Origin of the sequence: Moritella sp. JT01 (assembly GCF_001574435.1) — a bacterium.
In the GTDB taxonomy this organism is placed as follows: Bacteria; Pseudomonadota; Gammaproteobacteria; order Enterobacterales; family Moritellaceae; genus Moritella.
The window spans coordinates 194,049-211,296 of the sequence record NZ_LOCN01000011.1; the positions used below are offsets into that span (position 1 = coordinate 194,049).

17 protein-coding genes are annotated in these 17,248 nt (G+C 41.2%); 8 read left to right on the top strand and 9 right to left on the bottom strand.

Going from position 1 to position 17,248, the window contains the following annotated elements; all coding sequences use genetic code 11:
- The first annotated feature begins 14 nt into the window (after positions 1 to 14).
- The 3 genes from AKG98_RS11875 (at position 15) to AKG98_RS11885 (ending at position 5,206) form a co-directional block, all read left to right on the top strand.
- Positions 15 to 554 (top strand): polysaccharide biosynthesis/export family protein, encoded by a 540-nt coding sequence (locus AKG98_RS11875; protein ID WP_067045954.1) that lies wholly within the window; start codon positions 15 to 17, stop codon positions 552 to 554.
- 64 nt (positions 555 to 618) lie between these two features.
- Positions 619 to 3,495, top strand: coding sequence for an excinuclease ABC subunit UvrA (uvrA, locus tag AKG98_RS11880; protein WP_067045956.1), 2,877 nt, complete (start codon positions 619 to 621; stop codon positions 3,493 to 3,495).
- A gap of 1 nt (position 3,496) precedes the next feature.
- Positions 3,497 to 5,206: a PglL family O-oligosaccharyltransferase gene (locus AKG98_RS11885; RefSeq protein ID WP_067045958.1), complete on the top strand. Its 1,710-nt coding sequence runs from the start codon at positions 3,497 to 3,499 to the stop codon at positions 5,204 to 5,206.
- A 135-nt stretch (positions 5,207 to 5,341) separates the two neighbouring features.
- On the opposite strand, the gene AKG98_RS11890 is transcribed toward AKG98_RS11885, so the two are convergent.
- The 5 genes from AKG98_RS11890 to bioH form a co-directional block, all read right to left on the bottom strand.
- Entirely contained in the window at positions 5,342 to 6,460 is a 1,119-nt protein-coding gene (locus AKG98_RS11890) for an alanine--glyoxylate aminotransferase family protein (RefSeq protein WP_067045959.1), read from the bottom strand.
- A 195-nt stretch (positions 6,461 to 6,655) separates the two neighbouring features.
- Complete coding sequence (locus AKG98_RS11895) at positions 6,656 to 7,249, bottom strand: YhgN family NAAT transporter (protein WP_157534120.1); 594 nt, start codon at positions 7,247 to 7,249, stop codon at positions 6,656 to 6,658.
- Positions 7,250 to 7,530: 281 nt separating this feature from the next.
- On the bottom strand, positions 7,531 to 8,115 hold the full coding sequence (locus tag AKG98_RS11900; protein ID WP_067045963.1) for a DUF4202 domain-containing protein: 585 nt from the start codon (positions 8,113 to 8,115) through the stop codon (positions 7,531 to 7,533).
- Between the two features lie 85 nt (positions 8,116 to 8,200).
- Positions 8,201 to 8,923 carry a hypothetical protein gene (locus AKG98_RS11905; RefSeq protein WP_067045965.1) on the bottom strand — a complete coding sequence of 241 codons (723 nt, stop codon included), beginning with the start codon at positions 8,921 to 8,923 and terminating at the stop codon, positions 8,201 to 8,203.
- A 146-nt stretch (positions 8,924 to 9,069) separates the two neighbouring features.
- A complete protein-coding gene (gene bioH / locus AKG98_RS11910; protein WP_067045967.1) occupies positions 9,070 to 9,906 on the bottom strand; it encodes a pimeloyl-ACP methyl ester esterase BioH in 837 nt (278 codons plus the stop codon).
- Positions 9,907 to 9,971: 65 nt separating this feature from the next.
- On the opposite strand from bioH, the gene AKG98_RS11915 reads away from it, so the two are divergent.
- Positions 9,972 to 10,688, top strand: coding sequence for a ComF family protein (locus tag AKG98_RS11915; RefSeq protein WP_067045969.1), 717 nt, complete (start codon positions 9,972 to 9,974; stop codon positions 10,686 to 10,688).
- 71 nt (positions 10,689 to 10,759) lie between these two features.
- Positions 10,760 to 11,338 (top strand): Fe-S biogenesis protein NfuA, encoded by a 579-nt coding sequence (nfuA, locus tag AKG98_RS11920; protein WP_006033320.1) that lies wholly within the window; start codon positions 10,760 to 10,762, stop codon positions 11,336 to 11,338.
- 85 nt (positions 11,339 to 11,423) lie between these two features.
- On the opposite strand, the gene gpsA is transcribed toward nfuA, so the two are convergent.
- The 3 genes from gpsA to AKG98_RS11935 all read right to left on the bottom strand — a co-directional run bounded on the left by gpsA (position 11,424) and on the right by AKG98_RS11935 (position 13,418).
- Positions 11,424 to 12,431: an NAD(P)H-dependent glycerol-3-phosphate dehydrogenase gene (gene gpsA, locus AKG98_RS11925; protein WP_067046002.1), complete on the bottom strand. Its 1,008-nt coding sequence runs from the start codon at positions 12,429 to 12,431 to the stop codon at positions 11,424 to 11,426.
- A gap of 3 nt (positions 12,432 to 12,434) precedes the next feature.
- Positions 12,435 to 12,920, bottom strand: coding sequence for a protein-export chaperone SecB (secB, locus tag AKG98_RS11930; RefSeq protein ID WP_067045971.1), 486 nt, complete (start codon positions 12,918 to 12,920; stop codon positions 12,435 to 12,437).
- A 69-nt stretch (positions 12,921 to 12,989) separates the two neighbouring features.
- Entirely contained in the window at positions 12,990 to 13,418 is a 429-nt protein-coding gene (locus AKG98_RS11935; protein WP_067045972.1) for a rhodanese-like domain-containing protein, read from the bottom strand.
- A gap of 312 nt (positions 13,419 to 13,730) precedes the next feature.
- On the opposite strand from AKG98_RS11935, the gene gpmM reads away from it, so the two are divergent.
- Positions 13,731 to 15,263, top strand: a complete 1,533-nt coding sequence (gene gpmM / locus AKG98_RS11940; RefSeq protein WP_067045974.1) for a 2,3-bisphosphoglycerate-independent phosphoglycerate mutase — start codon at positions 13,731 to 13,733, stop codon at positions 15,261 to 15,263.
- A gap of 29 nt (positions 15,264 to 15,292) precedes the next feature.
- Positions 15,293 to 16,450, top strand: coding sequence for a murein hydrolase activator EnvC (locus AKG98_RS11945; RefSeq protein ID WP_067045976.1), 1,158 nt, complete (start codon positions 15,293 to 15,295; stop codon positions 16,448 to 16,450).
- A 4-nt stretch (positions 16,451 to 16,454) separates the two neighbouring features.
- On the opposite strand, the gene AKG98_RS11950 is transcribed toward AKG98_RS11945, so the two are convergent.
- Positions 16,455 to 16,709: a YkgJ family cysteine cluster protein gene (locus AKG98_RS11950; protein ID WP_067045978.1), complete on the bottom strand. Its 255-nt coding sequence runs from the start codon at positions 16,707 to 16,709 to the stop codon at positions 16,455 to 16,457.
- 66 nt (positions 16,710 to 16,775) lie between these two features.
- On the opposite strand from AKG98_RS11950, the gene AKG98_RS11955 reads away from it, so the two are divergent.
- Positions 16,776 to 17,192 (top strand): acetyl-CoA sensor PanZ family protein, encoded by a 417-nt coding sequence (locus AKG98_RS11955; protein ID WP_067045980.1) that lies wholly within the window; start codon positions 16,776 to 16,778, stop codon positions 17,190 to 17,192.
- The last annotated feature ends 56 nt before the right edge of the window (positions 17,193 to 17,248 follow it).

A 17,248-nucleotide genomic window follows, 5' to 3' on the forward strand; every position in this document is an offset into this window, starting at 1 on the left:
AAGGAGTATTTAAAATGAAAGGCTGTCTATACTTACATAGCGCTATTGTCGTCATTATAATTTTGTTAACAAGTCCTGCCAGAGCGCATGAACAACACCACAATTATAAACTTGGCGCGGGCGATAAACTGTCTATTAAGATCTACGGCGAAGCCGATCTAAGCATGTCTATATTAATTGATACATCGGGTAGCATTGATTACCCCTACCTCGGTGAAATCAAAGTAGTTGGTTTCACCCCTGCCGAGATCAAAAAAAAGATTTATCTTGGTTTGAAAGGGCCTTATTTAATCTCACCTAAAGTCATGGTCAGTATCGTGACTTTCCGCCAATTTTACATTAAAGGCGAAGTAAAACGCCCCGGTGGATACCCGTTTAGACCCGGGTTAACCGTTGATAAAGCGATAGCACTGGCAGGTGGTTTCACTGAGCGAGCAGCAAAACAATCTATTATGCTGTCGAATAATAGCGATCTTAATCAGACACATAAGGTTACACCAGACGACCACGTTGCGCCTGATGACATTCTTAATATTGAAGAGAGTTTCTTCTAAAGTAATGCCTAACAAGCCCTAATATGCGATACTGGTTGATTATTTTATGTAGTGTGAGTTATGTATGGATCAAATCATTGTTCGGGGCGCACGCACCCATAACCTTAAAGATATCAATGTTGAACTACCTCGCGATAAGCTGATTGTGATCACAGGGTTATCGGGTTCTGGAAAATCGTCATTAGCATTTGATACGCTTTATGCAGAAGGTCAACGTCGTTATGTAGAGTCGCTTTCTGCCTACGCCAGACAGTTTTTATCCTTGATGGAAAAGCCCGATGTCGATCATATTGAAGGTTTGTCACCGGCGATCTCTATCGAGCAAAAATCCACGTCACATAACCCACGCTCAACCGTCGGTACTATTACCGAGATCTATGATTACCTGCGCTTATTATTTGCCCGGGTTGGTGAACCACGCTGTCCAACCCATAATGCGCCTTTAGCGGCACAAACCATTACCCAAATGGTAGATCATGTGTTGGAATTAGAGACGGGGCGTAAACTCATGCTGCTCGCCCCGATCGTGAAAGAACGTAAAGGTGAGCATGTTAAAACCCTGGCGGGCTTAGCTAGCCAAGGTTATATACGGGCGCGTATCGATGGTGAAGTCTGTGATCTATCCGATCCGCCAACCTTAGATCTACATAAAAAACACACCATTGAAGTGGTGATCGATCGCTTTAAAGTACGTGATGATCTACAACTGCGTCTGTCCGAATCTTTTGAAACCGCACTAAACCTGTCAGGCGGCACCGCTTATATTGCCGATATGGATGACAGCGATGCAGAACCTATCGTTTTTTCAGCTAACTTTGCTTGCCCCCATTGTGGTTACAGCATGGCAGAGCTTGAACCAAGGATCTTCTCATTCAACAATCCAGCAGGGGCTTGTCATACGTGTGACGGGCTTGGTGTTCAACAATACTTTGATTACGACCGTGTTATTATTAATGCCGATCTGAGCCTATCTGGTGGTGCGATCCGCGGTTGGGATAAACGTAATTTTTATTACTTCCAAATGCTCAGCTCACTGGCGAAACACTACAAATTTGATTTAACCAAACCATTTAATTCATTAGCCAGTGAAGTACAAGGCTATATCCTGCAAGGCAGTGGTGAGCAAGAAATTGAATTTAACTATGTGAATGATCGCGGAGATATTGTCGTACGCCGCCACGCTTTCGAAGGCATTATTCCAAATATGCAACGCCGCTATAAAGAAACCGAATCGAATGCGGTACGTGAAGAGCTTGGTAAATACTTAACCACCAAATCTTGTGAAACCTGCTCTGGTTCTCGTCTACGTCAAGAAGCTCGCCACGTTTATATTCAAGAAACCACCTTACCTGAAGTCTCTCATATGGCCATAGGTGAAGCATTCGAATTCTTTTCCAAAATGACACTACCCGGTCAAAAAGGCCAGATAGCCGAAAAGATCCTTAAAGAAATTGGTGATCGTCTTGGTTTCTTAGTCAACGTAGGTCTGAATTATTTAAGTCTAGAACGCAGCGCCGAAACGCTTTCTGGCGGCGAAGCACAACGTATTCGTCTTGCCAGTCAAATTGGTGCAGGTCTGGTTGGCGTCATGTACGTGCTCGATGAGCCCTCGATCGGTTTACACCAACGCGATAATGAACGCTTATTACAAACCCTGATCCATCTACGTGATCTTGGTAATACCGTGATTGTGGTTGAACACGATGAAGATGCGATCCGCGCGGCCGACTATATCCTGGACATTGGCCCTGGCGCTGGTGTCCATGGTGGTGAGATCGTTGCCCGAGGCAGTATTGATGATATCTTACAAAGTGAAAATTCACTGACCGCCGATTACCTCAGTGGTCGTAAAGCCATTGAGATCCCAGCGCAACGAACACCATTAACCGACAAATGGGTTCATTTAAAAGGTGCAAGTGGTAACAACCTTAAAAATGTTGATTTATCCGTTCCCATTGGCGTGATGACGTGTGTCACAGGTGTATCAGGTTCAGGTAAATCAACCCTCATTAATGATACCTTCTTTAAGATCGCGCATATCGAATTAAATGGTGCAACGGTAACAACGCCTTCACCTTATACCTCGATTGAAGGTTTAGATCAGCTTGATAAAGTAGTCGATATTGATCAAAGTCCAATCGGCCGAACCCCGCGTTCTAACCCGGCAACCTATACGGGTATTTTCACGGCAATTCGCGAGATATTTGCAGGCACCCAAGAAGCACGTTCACGCGGTTATAAACCAGGACGCTTTAGCTTCAACGTTAAGGGCGGACGCTGTGAAGCTTGCCAAGGTGATGGTCTAATCAAAGTCGAGATGCACTTTTTACCGGATATTTACGTTCCTTGTGACGACTGTAAGAGCCAGCGTTATAACCGTGAAACATTAGAAGTACGCTACAAAGGCAAAAATATTCACGAAGTATTGGATATGACCGTCGAAGAAGCCAATACCTTCTTTGCACCGATCCCCCCTATCGCACGTAAGTTACAAACCTTAGTGGATGTCGGGCTCTCTTACATACGCCTCGGTCAATCGGCGACGACGTTATCCGGTGGTGAAGCACAACGCGTGAAACTGGCGAAAGAGTTATCAAAACGCGATACCGGCCAAACTTTGTATATCTTAGACGAACCAACCACAGGTTTGCATTTTCATGATATTAAATTACTCATGAAAGTATTACATCGCTTACGTGATCATGGCAATACCATCGTGATTATTGAGCATAACCTAGATGTAGTAAAAACAGCAGATTGGGTTATCGATCTCGGACCTGAAGGGGGCAGCGGCGGTGGTGAAATTCTTGTCGCAGGGACACCGGAAACCGTATCGGAACATCCAGACAGTCATACTGCACGCTTTCTAAAACCCATGTTAGAGCGCGCAAAAAAACTGAGTACTATCAACCAACTGAATATTATAAACCAAGAGTCATAGTATGAATCTAACAACATTGAAAAAAGGATTTTTCATTACGTTCGCCGTGTATATGCTGATCGGAATGCATTATTTTCAGCATAACGGCGGCGGTTCAGGACTGCACCTGCCTTTTAATGCAATTGGTTGGATGTTTATTTCAACCTTAATCGGCATTGGTTTGTGGCAAGCAACATTACAAGCGAAATTGGTTTACTCCCAGATGAGCTTAATGTTTATCGCGGCTACGCTCGTCATGCTAATACCAGTATTATATGCCGACCCTATCGTTGCTGGTCTCAGTTATACCCGCTTATTTGGTTTAGTCGGTGGATTACTGTTTTTTGTTGCCCTGCAGCAATTACAGCTTACTCAGCAACAACGACTAACCCTATTATATTTAATTTTAGGCGCCGTATTTATCGAGGCACTGTTTAGTCTCGTCCAATACTATTTACTACCGGTTAATAATACTGTTGGTTATCAGAAAATCGCCAATCGTCCCTATGGTATTTTTCAACAACCTAATGTTTCAGCTTCATTTTTAACAACGGGTATTGCCCTCGCTTTATACCTGCTGACACAAACTAAATTGGATGAACAAAAGAAACGTCTATTTTGTTATTTCACCACTTTCATGGCCGTTATTCCCGTAGTATTACTGCAATCTCGTACTGGTTACCTGTCATTATTAATTGCACCAGCACTCATGTTACCTTGGGTGTGGCAACAGTTACGGGAGTCTGAACAAACAAAAAGTCTGTTAATTTGGTTAGTTTGCAGTGTTATCGCTGTTGCCATTGGTGCTTACTCGTTAGAAACAGCAGACAAAGTAGCGCGTTCCGCAGCCGCGCTAACAGATCCAGGCGCACGTGTGCCTATCTATCTACATGGTTTGGCTATGTGGTTAGAGAAGCCTTTCCTAGGTTGGGGCTATGGTAGCTTTGAAGTCGCATATCTCAATTCGTACAGCCAAGCGCTGAGTCAAGGGCTGGCATTACCAGGATCACCAGAGAATCTTGATCATCCACATAATGAATTATTATATTGGGGTATCGAAGGTGGCCTTGTTGCATTAGCTGGAATAGCCTTACTGGTGATTGGTTTCTTACGTATTATAGTCAAGCAACCATTATGGCAAGCCATGGCGTTATTAGGGCTCGTATTCCCGTTGGTTTTACATAGCCAAACAGAATATCCGTTTTATCATGCCATCGTGCATTGGGTGGTATTCTTAACCTTGGTTTGGTATATCGGCAGTCGTTATGGCAATACCAAAACAATCAAATTTAGTTACACCTTTTTATTACGTACTTTGGCATTACTCATTCCCGCAGTTACAGGGTTATTTATGTTAACTACACTGCATACCAATACGTTGTTAACCCAATATGAGCGCAGTGATCGCAGTGATATAACGCCACTGACAAAAGTCGTCAATCCAGTCGCTTGGATCACACGATTAGAGTTCAACGCTATGATGTATCGCTTGCAAATCGCGATATACAATAACGATATAGCAGAGCTGAATAACTATATGGATTGGGCTGCTGAGATCTCACAGAAAACACCAAGAGCAAATATTTATATTAATTGGGTTCGCGCATTAGCAAAATTAGGCAAAAAAGAAGAATCAGAAATTCTGTTAAAACGGACAGCACTGCTGTACCCAACGAATAAATTAGTGCAGAAATTTGCAGCGAGTCAGGCTAACACCACTTATTCTCAATAGCTGAAAGTGAGAGATCATTAAGCCAATACTAAAAAAACCACGTTCCATTATTCATGAAGCGTAGCTCTTTATATTAAATCAGTTTCACTAGCCCTTCGCTGCTACAGAATTAGCTAACCGTATTTAACATATTTTTTAGTTCAAGGTTTCTTCTAACGCACGTAAACACAATGCTACATTTTCAGCGCGCGCCGCATAACCCATTAACCCAATACGCCATGCTTTACCTGCGAATGCACCCAGACCGGCACCAATTTCAAGATTATAGGTTTGTAATAATTGGTTACGCACAGCAGCATCATCAACACCGTCAGGAATAACGACCGTATTTAGCTGTGGTAAACGACACGCTTCATCAACAATAAACTCAATGCCCATTTTTTCTAAACCAGCACGTAATGCTAAATGTTGCTGTGCATGACGTTCCCATGCGTTCTCTAAGCCTTCAGTCTGTAATTGCACTAATGATTCATGTAATGCATATAAAGTATTTACCGGCGCAGTATGGTGATAAGTACGTTTACCTTCACCTGACCAATAGCTCATCACAAGTGTTTGATCTAAGAACCAACTTTGCACAGGTACAGACCGGTTTTGAATTCTTTCAACGGCTGCAGGACTGAAGCTCACCGGAGATATACCCGGAACACAAGACAAGCATTTTTGAGTACCAGAATAAATGGCATCAATGCCCCAATCATCCACATACAAAGGAACGCCACCGAGTGACGTCACCGCATCAACAATCGACAAGCAATCATATTGCCTTGCGAGTGCACAAAGTGTCTTAGCATCAGAAAGTACACCGGTTGATGTTTCAGCATGTACAAATGCGACAATTTTAGCATCGGGGTGGTCTTTTAACGCCGCTTCAAGTTTTTCTGGATCAACAGGTTTACCCCACTCATCTTCCACTCTAACCAGTACGCCACCAGAGCGTGTTACGTTTTCAGCCATGCGGCCACCAAACACACCATTGATGCAGACAATGACTTTGTCACCAGGCTCAATCAAATTCACAAAGCAAGTTTCCATGCCTGCAGAACCAGGAGCAGAAACCGCCATAGTACAAGGATTCTTGGTTTGAAATGCATACTGCAGCAATTCTTTTACTTCATCCATCATTTTTATAAATGTCGGGTCAAGATGACCAACGGTCGGACGACTTAATGCTTGTAATACGTTCGGATAAACATCTGAAGGACCAGGTCCCATCAAAGTACGCTGTGGTGGGTAAAAAGAGGTAATGCTCATTCATTTTCCTTGTCATATTGTGAGAACCAGTAATCAGAAGCAGTGTACCTAAATGACACTGCCTTTGTCCTACGTTATAAACTATCTGTTAAGCTTACTTAGGTATTAAGATAGATTAATTTACCATTGCGACGGCGTATTGCAAACAATAATGCAAACTTTTGTTTACAACAATTTTACAACAGTAGTGTTCGATTAGCTTACTGTCGCAAGATAATCAGCAATACCATCCAGTAACATCTGTACCGATATCATCACCAATAACATTCCCATCAATCGCTCCACAGCAGCCAACCCTTTCTCGCCGAGAATACGGTTAAACCCTTCATAGAACATTAAAATAAAAGCACTTAGCCCCCACGCAATGAGTAACGCTGCAGACCATTCAAACATCTTGTCAGGATCTTGATGGGCTAATAATAATAACGCAGCAAGGATTGAGGGGCCCGCTAATAACGGGATCGCCATTGGCACAATAAACGGTTCTTCACCTGCGGCCAGGCCCGTTAACCCACCTTCAGTCGGAAAGATCATCTTAATTGCGATCAAGAACAGGATAATACCACCCGCGATACTCACCGCTTCTTGTTTTAGACTTAGAAAACCAAGGATCCTTTCACCTAAGAATAAAAATAACAGCATCACAAATAGTGCAATTAATAATTCTCGTATCATGACAGCACGTCGACGTTTTTTATCTATGTGTTTTAAAATAGACAAAAATATCGGTAGATTACCTAACGGATCCATGATCAAAAATAGCATCACCGCTGCCGAGATTATTTCCATTTGCATTAACTTTAACTCCCTAAATCATCCAATTAGCCGTATGTAATTGCTAACCTCAATATACCAGAGAGATTATAGATATAAAGTATTTAATTAGCAGATAAGAACACGATTAAAATAGTGATTAAAGCTAACACTAAACAGGTATGTTTACGGAATTTAGCATGTTCCATTGGCAGCATTAAGAAGAAGAGTAAAACGAACTGGGCAGTAAGAATTATGATTCACTGCAACTCGAGTAAGCGGCAGTGAATTCACAGTATTAAATCTAGCGAGAAATATTAACCGAGCGCTTTAGCCAATAACGCTTGTTGATCAGGTGTAAACGGTAATTTTAGTGCCACCTCATGGCCTTTTTCAGACATTTTAGCCCAAGTCTTTTGCACAATAACAATCAGTTTTTCGGGTGTATGCTTTTCTGAAAACGCGGTAAAATAATATTTTAAAAAGACTAAACAAATAACATCTTCTAGCGCTTGTACTTGTGGGTCACGTTTTAATTTTTCTTTACGCAACATACGACCAATTGCTTGTACTTCATCTTGAGCACAACCTACCTTTTCTGCAATTGCCATTGCTTCTTCGGCGTGTAAACGGCCTAATGATTGACGCCATTTATTGTAACCTTCGCGCCCGAGTGGATGCTCACTACGCGGGATACTCCAACGTTTAATATGTTGTGCACGCGCGGCTATTTGTAATGCAGTCGATGCTTCAGGCATAAATTCAGCCAAGCACTCGCTCATGCGCACACCGTATAACCATTCTTTTGGTTGTGCTATTCCATCTACAATTTCACTGACTGGATCACACTGATTTATTTCATCAATTAATTGTATTGCTTGCTGTATCCGTTGCTCTGACATGACATCCTCGTTATTAGTATGGTTATAGAGTCCATACTAGCAAAGCACACAGAAAGTTACCCATAAACTCACAATAAATATAAGATTATTCTTGCTGATCGATCTGAGATGGTGGTTGAGGCTCTATATTTTCACCATAAAAATACCCAACAACAGCGCCTGCTAATTTGGATTTTGCCGATATAGACCCTGTTGCTACGTCCATGTCATCATCAAAAGAAGAAGCGAAAAGATCATCCAGTGCGACAACGTGAGAATGCACATTTTCACCTTTTAATACGCCTGTTGCAGCGGGTAGTTGTGCCGCTAGCACTTTAACTTCATCAAGTTGCTTTAACCGTAATAGATCAGCCAGCGACGTTTTTATAATGTGATTTATTTCGGCAAGTTGTTGACGATCGCCAACCTTGAGGGTCTGTTTAGCTAAGATCGCCTGTCGTAGCAACAAAACTTCAGCAATAATCGTTTCAGGCGGATCCGTCATATCAATCGATAATACGATACTTGAAACATCATCCATTCGCCTTTCACCTTCGTGAGAAACATGATCGAGTACGATCACCTCGTCATCATCTAGCGTCAACACAGATGGATCTCGGGCTTGTTTTTTCTTGCTATCAGGATCATTTTTCTTCGGGTTATAATTAATAAGGTCTTTGTCTGTGGTGCTGTCACTTGTTGAAGCTGATGCACCATCGGGGGTGATCGCAGGCGTGATCTCACGTTTTTCGGCATCACGTTCCACTGCAGCTGTGGTTGGGTTTAACGCATTAGGAATGCCCGTAGGAGGAGGGATAACTAATGCCATATGCTAGCGCCCCCCTTAGCAATATTCATACAGTGCTGATAACTAATCGTAGCGTGTAATTGTATGAACATATCTTTCCCTCATGATCATAAATAACGGCTCAACAGTACATCCAAAATAATGACATGAGTGACTGCTATTTGAGTTTATAACGAATGATTGATAAATGCCTGCAATTTATTAACAAAAAGAGTGGGTTCTGAAATAAAAGGCGCATGTGAAGACGCTTTAAATATCAGACTCGGTGATTGCGGTAGATAACGGTCCATCCATACCACTGTCGCTTGTGGCACCAGCGAATCTAAGCGCCCATAACAGCGATAAAATGGCATTGTTAATGAAGTTAACTGCGCGCGTAAGTCCACCGTCTCTAATAATCGTAAACCGTTACTTAATGCTTGTTCATGCGGCTGCGGACGTGCCGCTAATAAAGACTTTAATTGTTTAATGTCTTGTTTCGCCGTTTCACTGCCCATCGCTTGAATGGCTAAAAAACGATTAATAGTTTGTGATAGATTCTGTTTTAGCTGTTGTTGGAATTGCACTAATACATTTTCAGCAATACCAGCCCAAGCAGCTAATTCATTCACTTGTGATGTTGCCATAAATTTCGGTGAACTGGCGACGGTCACCAATGCAGAAACTCGTTGGGGATGCGCTAGCGCAAAATGAGTAGCACACAATCCACCCAACGACCAACCCAACCAAACGGCATTGTCAGGTACAACTTTAACTAATGCATCCGTAATATCAGCCAGCGACTGACTAGCAAGATAACTATCATGACTAAAACCAAAACCAGGTAGATCAACTAAATGTAATCGATAGTGCGCAGATAGTAACGGAACTATAGATTGCCAACACGCACTATTTAATCCCCAACCATGTAATAACACTAAGTCTGGGCCGTCACCGACAATATCGACATGTAACTCTGTGTTGCGGCTTACACTTTTAATTTTTGTGGCGAAGACTTCTGACATATTTCTCTACACTTGACGAATTATTTAGCCATGAGGATATACTAATCAAACGAGTAGATATAGCCATGATCCGCAAACTCAGCATGACACTATTACAGCCTCGTTGTTACTTATGTGATATGCCCATCGATAATCTGCAACCTTTTCTGTGTTTATTATGCCAACAGGAATTACCCTATTTACCGGTATCAAGCTGCTATCGTTGCGCGCTTCCACTAACTGTATATCAACAAGGTCAATGTCATGAGTGCATAAACCAAGAGCCACCTTGGCAAAGATTAATTGCCTGTATGAGCTACAGCTTGGAATGCCAATACTTAATTAAACAATATAAATTTTCGCAACAGCCACAACTGCACTTACTGTTTTCCCAGCTAATAAGTCGTAGCATCAGTAACAAAGTCATCCAGCATAATTACTGTTTACCTGAGGCATTGCTATCTATCCCTTTACATAAAAAACGCCTCGCAAAACGAGGTTATAATCAAGCCCATCTACTTGCCCTAGATCTTGCAAAACAGCTACAAATACCGATAATCGCAGAAAAAAAATTTATTCGCACTAAAAATACCAAAGCACAAGCCAAGCAAACAGCGGCTGAGCGTAGCAACAATATGCACAATGCATTTAAAGTCACACAACCTATTACAGTTAAGCATATTGCCATTATTGATGATGTAGTAACAACAGGTGAAACAATGAAAGCAGCTTGCCAGGCTTTATTTACAGCAGGGGTAGAACGTATTGATATATGGTGTATCGCCAGAACATTAGCGGATTAGTGGTTTATCATCTTAAATAGCGTTACAATTAAAGACAGAGTAAATTAGTCAGGTATGACAAAGAGGACACCATGATAACAATTACTGAAGCGGCACAAACTCATTTTGTAAAATTACTTAGCAACCAAAAAGACGGCACTAACATTCGTGTATTCGTCGTTAATCCAGGCACAGCAAATGCAGAGTGTGGCGTATCATATTGTCCACCTGAAGCAATTGAAAGTACTGATATTGTATTACCATACAGTGGTTTTGATGCATTAATTGATGACATGAGTAAACCGTTCCTAACCGATGCTTATATCGATTTTGTGACGGATAAAATGGGTTCTCAATTAACACTTAAAGCGCCTAACGCAAAAATAAGAGCTGTTGCAGATGATGCACCACTGACAGAACGCGTTGACTATGTGATCCAAACTGAAGTTAACCCACAGCTTGCAGGACATGGCGGTAACGTTGTATTAACTGAAATCACGGATGATGGCATTGCTATCTTACAGTTTGGTGGCGGCTGTAATGGTTGTAGCCAAGTAGACTTTACGTTGAAAGAAGGGATAGAAAAACAGTTACTAGAATTGTTCCCTGAAGAACTAACGGCTGTTAAAGATGCAACAGAACACCAAGCTGGTGAGCATTCTTACTACTAAGCTTTAATCAAGCATAGTTAACATTAAACGCTAGAATAAATATAAAGTGACGGTCTTGACCGTCACTTTTTTTAATTCAAACTGATTATTCGCCTTTTTTATCTCGTGCTAATAATGCTAAAGCCGCTTCTTTTGGAGGCTTATTCTCATATAACACTTGATATATTTGCTCCGTAATTGGCATTTCCACGCCAAGACGCGCAGATAACAAATAAACTTCTTTGGTATTGCGATAGCCTTCAACAACTTGACCAATCTCAACTTGTGCTTCATCAACACCTTTGCCTGCACCCAATGCAAGACCAAAACGACGATTTCGACTTTGATTATCAGTACAGGTTAGTACCAAATCACCCAAGCAAGACATACCCATGAAGGTATTTTTTTCTGCACCTAATGCTTCACCAAGACGACATAACTCTGCCAAACCGCGAGTAATTAATGCAGTACGAGCATTAGCACCAAAACCAAGTCCATCAGATAAACCAGCGCCAATAGCAATCACGTTTTTAACCGCGCCGCCAAGTTGCACGCCAATAAAATCATTATTGGTATAAGTACGTAAGCTACGGCCACAATGCAATAAGTGTGAGATATCATCAGAAAATTTTGGATCTGTTGACGAGATACTGATTGCAGTTGGTAAACCAGCAGCTAACTCTTTCGCAAATGTAGGTCCAGAAAGTACCGCTAATGGATAACCACTGCCAAGAATATCTGTTGCAACATCTTGCAATAGACGTCCAGTTTCAGCTTCTAGCCCTTTCGTAGCCCAAGATATACGCGAGTTTTCACGCAAAAATGGTTTAATCTGCTTTAATACATCACCAAAAACATGGCTAGGTACCACAATCAGAATATCTCGACTTGCGGCCACAGCTTGTTCAAGGTCCGCCTCCAATACCAAAGCATCAGGAAAAGCGATACCCGGTAAGTAAGCTTCATTACAGCGCGCTTTAGCAAGCTCGGCAACATGCTCTGGATTATGACCCCACAACACGGTTTTGTTACCATTACGTGCTAAGGACATCGCTAATGAAGTACCGTAAGAACCAGCACCCAGAACGGTAATCAAAGCTGTATCAGTCGCCATCATTTAAGAGTCCAGTTTTTGCTCTGCAAGAGCAGGAGCAGGAGCTTCAGCTGCTTGTTGTGCTTGTTGAACATAAGATGCAAACAGTGCATCGAAGTTAACTGGCGCAAGATTAAGCTGTGGGAAAGAACCACGGCTCACTAAGCTAGCAATTGTTTCACGTGCATATGGGAATAAGATATTTGGACAGAAAGCACCTAGACAATGTGCTAATTGACCTTCGCTTAATTCGCCAACAGTAAAGATACCTGCTTGTTGAACTTCACATAAGAAAGCCACTGTGTCGCCATCTTTAGCTGTCACAGTAAGTGATAATACAACTTCAAATACGCCGTCACCAAGTTTAGAGCTACGAGTATCTAGATCTAATTTAACTTCAGGTTTCCATTCTTGTTGAAAGATAGCGGGAGAGTTAGGGCATTCAAAAGATACATCTTTGATGTAAACGCGTTGGATATTAAATTCTTGTTGGCTTGCTGATTCTGACATAGGTAAATTCCAATATTTTATAGATTCAAACTGAGTAATTAATTTTTTTAGCGAGCTGATTTGTCACTGTTATTTCTTAACAGTCGGTAAGTTTGCTTCTTGCCAACTTGCCATACCACCAGATAAATTATAAACAGTCGTAAAGTCCATTTTGGCTAGGCGATTCGCAGCACGACCTGAACTCATTCCTGTATCACACATAACGATGATTGGGGTGTTTTTGTATTTTTCAATCATTGATAGCTTATTTGCTTCAATATCAGCAACTGGAACGTTAATTGCGTTTAAAATATGTGACTTACGATAGTTTTCTGCAGCACGTACATCAACAACAATGGCATTTTCTTTATTCATTAAAGCGGTCGCTTCATGATTGTTTACCGACTTAACTTTAGACATGGCACTTGAGCCAAATGAATAAATAAGGAAACCAGCGATAGCGACCCAAGCGAGAGATAAGGCTGGATTATTCGAAGCAAATTCAATATATTCTTGCATGTGATTATGACTCTAAAATTTAATAATAAAGGATTATTCTCAACGGAGTATACATGTGACAAGGAATAAAAGCAGCTCAATAATAAATTCCTCACCACCGTTATGAAAAGCTCAAAGATAAAGTTAATCACCAATTTTGTATAATTAAGCTAATAACTCGGAACATGAAACAGACGAATATGTAGTTATATTACCGACATTAACGATTAAATATCTTCAATATTCTACCTGGATCATAAATAAGAGCCAATTTAGCCCCGGAAAGTGTAGTAATATTCCTATATTTAAACTTAATAACCGAGAGGTAAACTCATGTCTAAAGCTAAGAAAACAATTGCGCTTATCATCATGGATGGCTGGGGCCACCGTCTTGATAAAAAAGATAATGCAATTGCCAATGCAAAAACACCTATTTTAGATAAACTTTGGCAAGATTGCCCAAGCATGCTGATTTCAAGTTCAGGCTTAGATGTGGGGCTACCTGATGGCCAAATGGGTAATTCAGAAGTTGGTCATGTCAATATTGGTGCTGGTCGTATCGTTTATCAAAATTTAACTAAAATCGATAAAGCAATCGGCGATGGCGAATTCTACCAAAATCCAGCACTTGTAAAAGCAGTTGATGCGGCGGTTGCGAATGATAAAGCCGTGCATATCCTAGGCCTAGCGTCACCAGGTGGCGTACATAGTCACGACGATCAGATCTTAGCTATGATCGAACTTGCAGCAAAGCAAGGGGCAACAAAGGTTTATCTACACGCATTCTTAGATGGCCGTGATACACCACCGCGTAGCGCACTGGGCACATTAGAAAAATTTGATGCTAAATTTGCTGAAGTTGGTGTAGGTAGAACGGCCACATTAATCGGTCGCTATTTTGCAATGGACCGAGATAATCGTTGGGATCGTGTTGAAGAAGCATATAAGTTATTTACTCAAGCTGAAAGCCTATATAACGCAGATACAGCACTCGCTGGTCTTGAAGCCGCTTATGCACGTGATGAAAATGATGAGTTCGTGAAAGCGACAGTCATTGGCGAAGCTGCACCGATTTCCGATGGTGATGCTGTCATCTTTATGAATTTCCGTGCCGATCGTGCGCGCGAAATTACCCGTGCATTTGTCGATACTGACTTCACTGGCTTCGAACGCAGTGTAATACCGAAACTTGCTGATTTTGTTATGCTAACTGAATATGCAGCGAGCATTGATACTAGTATCGCTTTCCCTTCCGCTAAATTAGTTAATACCTTAGGTTCAGTACTTGAGCAGCAAAATAAAACGCAATTACGTATTTCTGAAACAGAAAAATATGCCCACGTGACCTTCTTTTTTAATGGTGGCGTTGAAGACCCTTTCACAGGTGAAGATCGTGAATTAATCCCATCACCACAAGTAGCAACTTACGACTTACAACCTGAAATGAATTCAGAAATGCTCACTGACAAGTTAGTTGCGGCAATTGAGAGTGAAAAGTACGATGTGATCATTTGTAACTATCCGAACGGAGATATGGTTGGCCATACCGGTGTATTTGATGCTGCAGTAAAAGCGTGTGAAGCCGTTGACCAATCAATTGGTCGTGTAGTTGATGCATTAGAAAAAGTCGGTGGTGAATGCTTAATCACAGCCGATCACGGTAATGCTGAAATGATGATCAACCCAGAAACAGGCGGCGTTCATACTGCACATACTAACTTACCTGTACCACTAATTTATTTTGGTCGTGACGCAGAACCAGCAGAGACAGGCCGCCTATCTGATTTGGCACCAACCATGTTGACTTTACTTGGTCAAGAAATACCAGCGGAAATGACTGGTAAGAACCTGATGAATCTGAAATAATCGTTTCCCTACGGGGAAAGGATTACTTTATGACATTTTTAAAAAACAGTATGGTCTATCGCGTTATAGGCCTGCTGATATTACTATCATCAAACGCTTATGCAGCAAATAATCAATCTGATCTGAATCAACTTCGTAGCCAGATCAAAGCCCAAAACGCATCAATTAAAAAACAAAACCGTTATTTAAACGATTTATCTAAACAAACACAAAGTACCGACCGTGCCATCAGTAAAGTTGCCGCACAACTCAGTAATACCAAATCTTTAATCCGAGATATTGAAAAAGATCTCAGCGACCTAATCACACAAGAAAAAGTACTATTAAAAAGTAAAAAGAAACAACAAAATATCCTTTCCGCACAAATCGAAACGGCCTATTTGAGTGGTAATAATGATTATTTAAAACTACTCCTTAACCAACAGAACAGTAATGAGATAGAACGGTCGTTAGTTTATTATCAACACCTTCACGCTGCTCGCGCTGCATCTATTACTGAATTTAATGATACCTTAGCTAAGATTGAAAAAAATGAAGTAAAACAAGAAGAAATAAAACAGCAATTACTTGTCATCCAAACCTCACAGCAACAAAAATCCAAGCAGTTAGCACAACAAAAATCACAGCAGAAGAAAAGTAATAGAAATATAGCTTACAGTATTAACAAGCAGAAAAAAACACGAACAGAGCTAGGGATTGCAGCACAAAAGTTAGAACAACAAATTGCGTTATTACGAAAACAGCAACAAATCGCGTTATTAAAAAAACAACAAAGTGCACAAATATCATTATCAGGATTGAAACAATATAAAGGTAAATTAGACTGGCCGATAAAAGGTAAAGTACTGCACAACTTTAACAGCAAGCGATTTAATAATGTCAGCTGGCATGGATTGGTCATCAGCGCAAATGAAGGGAGTAAAGTAAAAGCCGTTAGCGCAGGTAAGGTAGTCTTTGCAGATTGGCTACGTGGATTCGGTATGGTAACGATTATTGATCACGGCCAGGGATATATGAGCCTGTATGGTCACAACCAAACATTACTCAAAGTGACCGGAGAGAAAGTACGCAAAGGCGATGTCATCTCATTGGCTGGCCGTAGTGGGGGTCAGTTAGAGTCTGGGGTTTACTTCGAGATCCGTCACAAGGGTAAAGCCGTTAACCCACGCTCATGGCTTAAACGTTAACATTTTAGCTTGCTGTTTGTATTTCCAAATCAGTAATTAAGAACAAAGCCTCATCACGGTTTTCACCACATACATCATTACAGGCTTTAAATGTGTCACATAACGCAGGACGTTCAGGGTCTGTAAAGATTAGACATAAATGATCGGCCGACAGATTAACACATCGTACACCAGCAGGCTTGCCATCAGGCATACCAGGAATATAGCTAGTGATACTTGGCGCTTCACAGCACGCCCCACAATTCATTCTGCATTGCATAAAACAAACCTTAAATAACGAATGATAATAGCGTAATATCAGCATGTATCTAAAAAAGGGAACAGCATGAGATTATCAGCATTTACAGTAACAGATTCAACACCACAGTTACTTATTGATATAACAAAATTGTATCGACCATTTCAGCATGATGAAGCCGAAATTCAAAAAGCCTTCGAGAAACTGCTTCAAGATGACAGCCAAACTCTGTTTGTTGCTAAATTTAATGATCGCCACATTGGTGGTTTAATCATGCAACATGATACTACCACGTTATTCTTAAGCTGCATGGCAGTAAGAGATATAACCCAACAACGTGGTGTGGGTAAATACCTAGTGCAGCAAGCAATCGAACATGCAAAATCTCTGCAATTAGAAACCGTAACGGTAATTAAAACAACACAAGTTACAGCTGAATTATCTGCGTTTTTAATTCATCAAGGTTTCACAGAGCAAGACGCTGCACTTAGCTTTAGTTGTTAATAATTTACAGATATAAAAAAAGCCGATATCAATGATATCGGCTTTTTTCGTTCAAG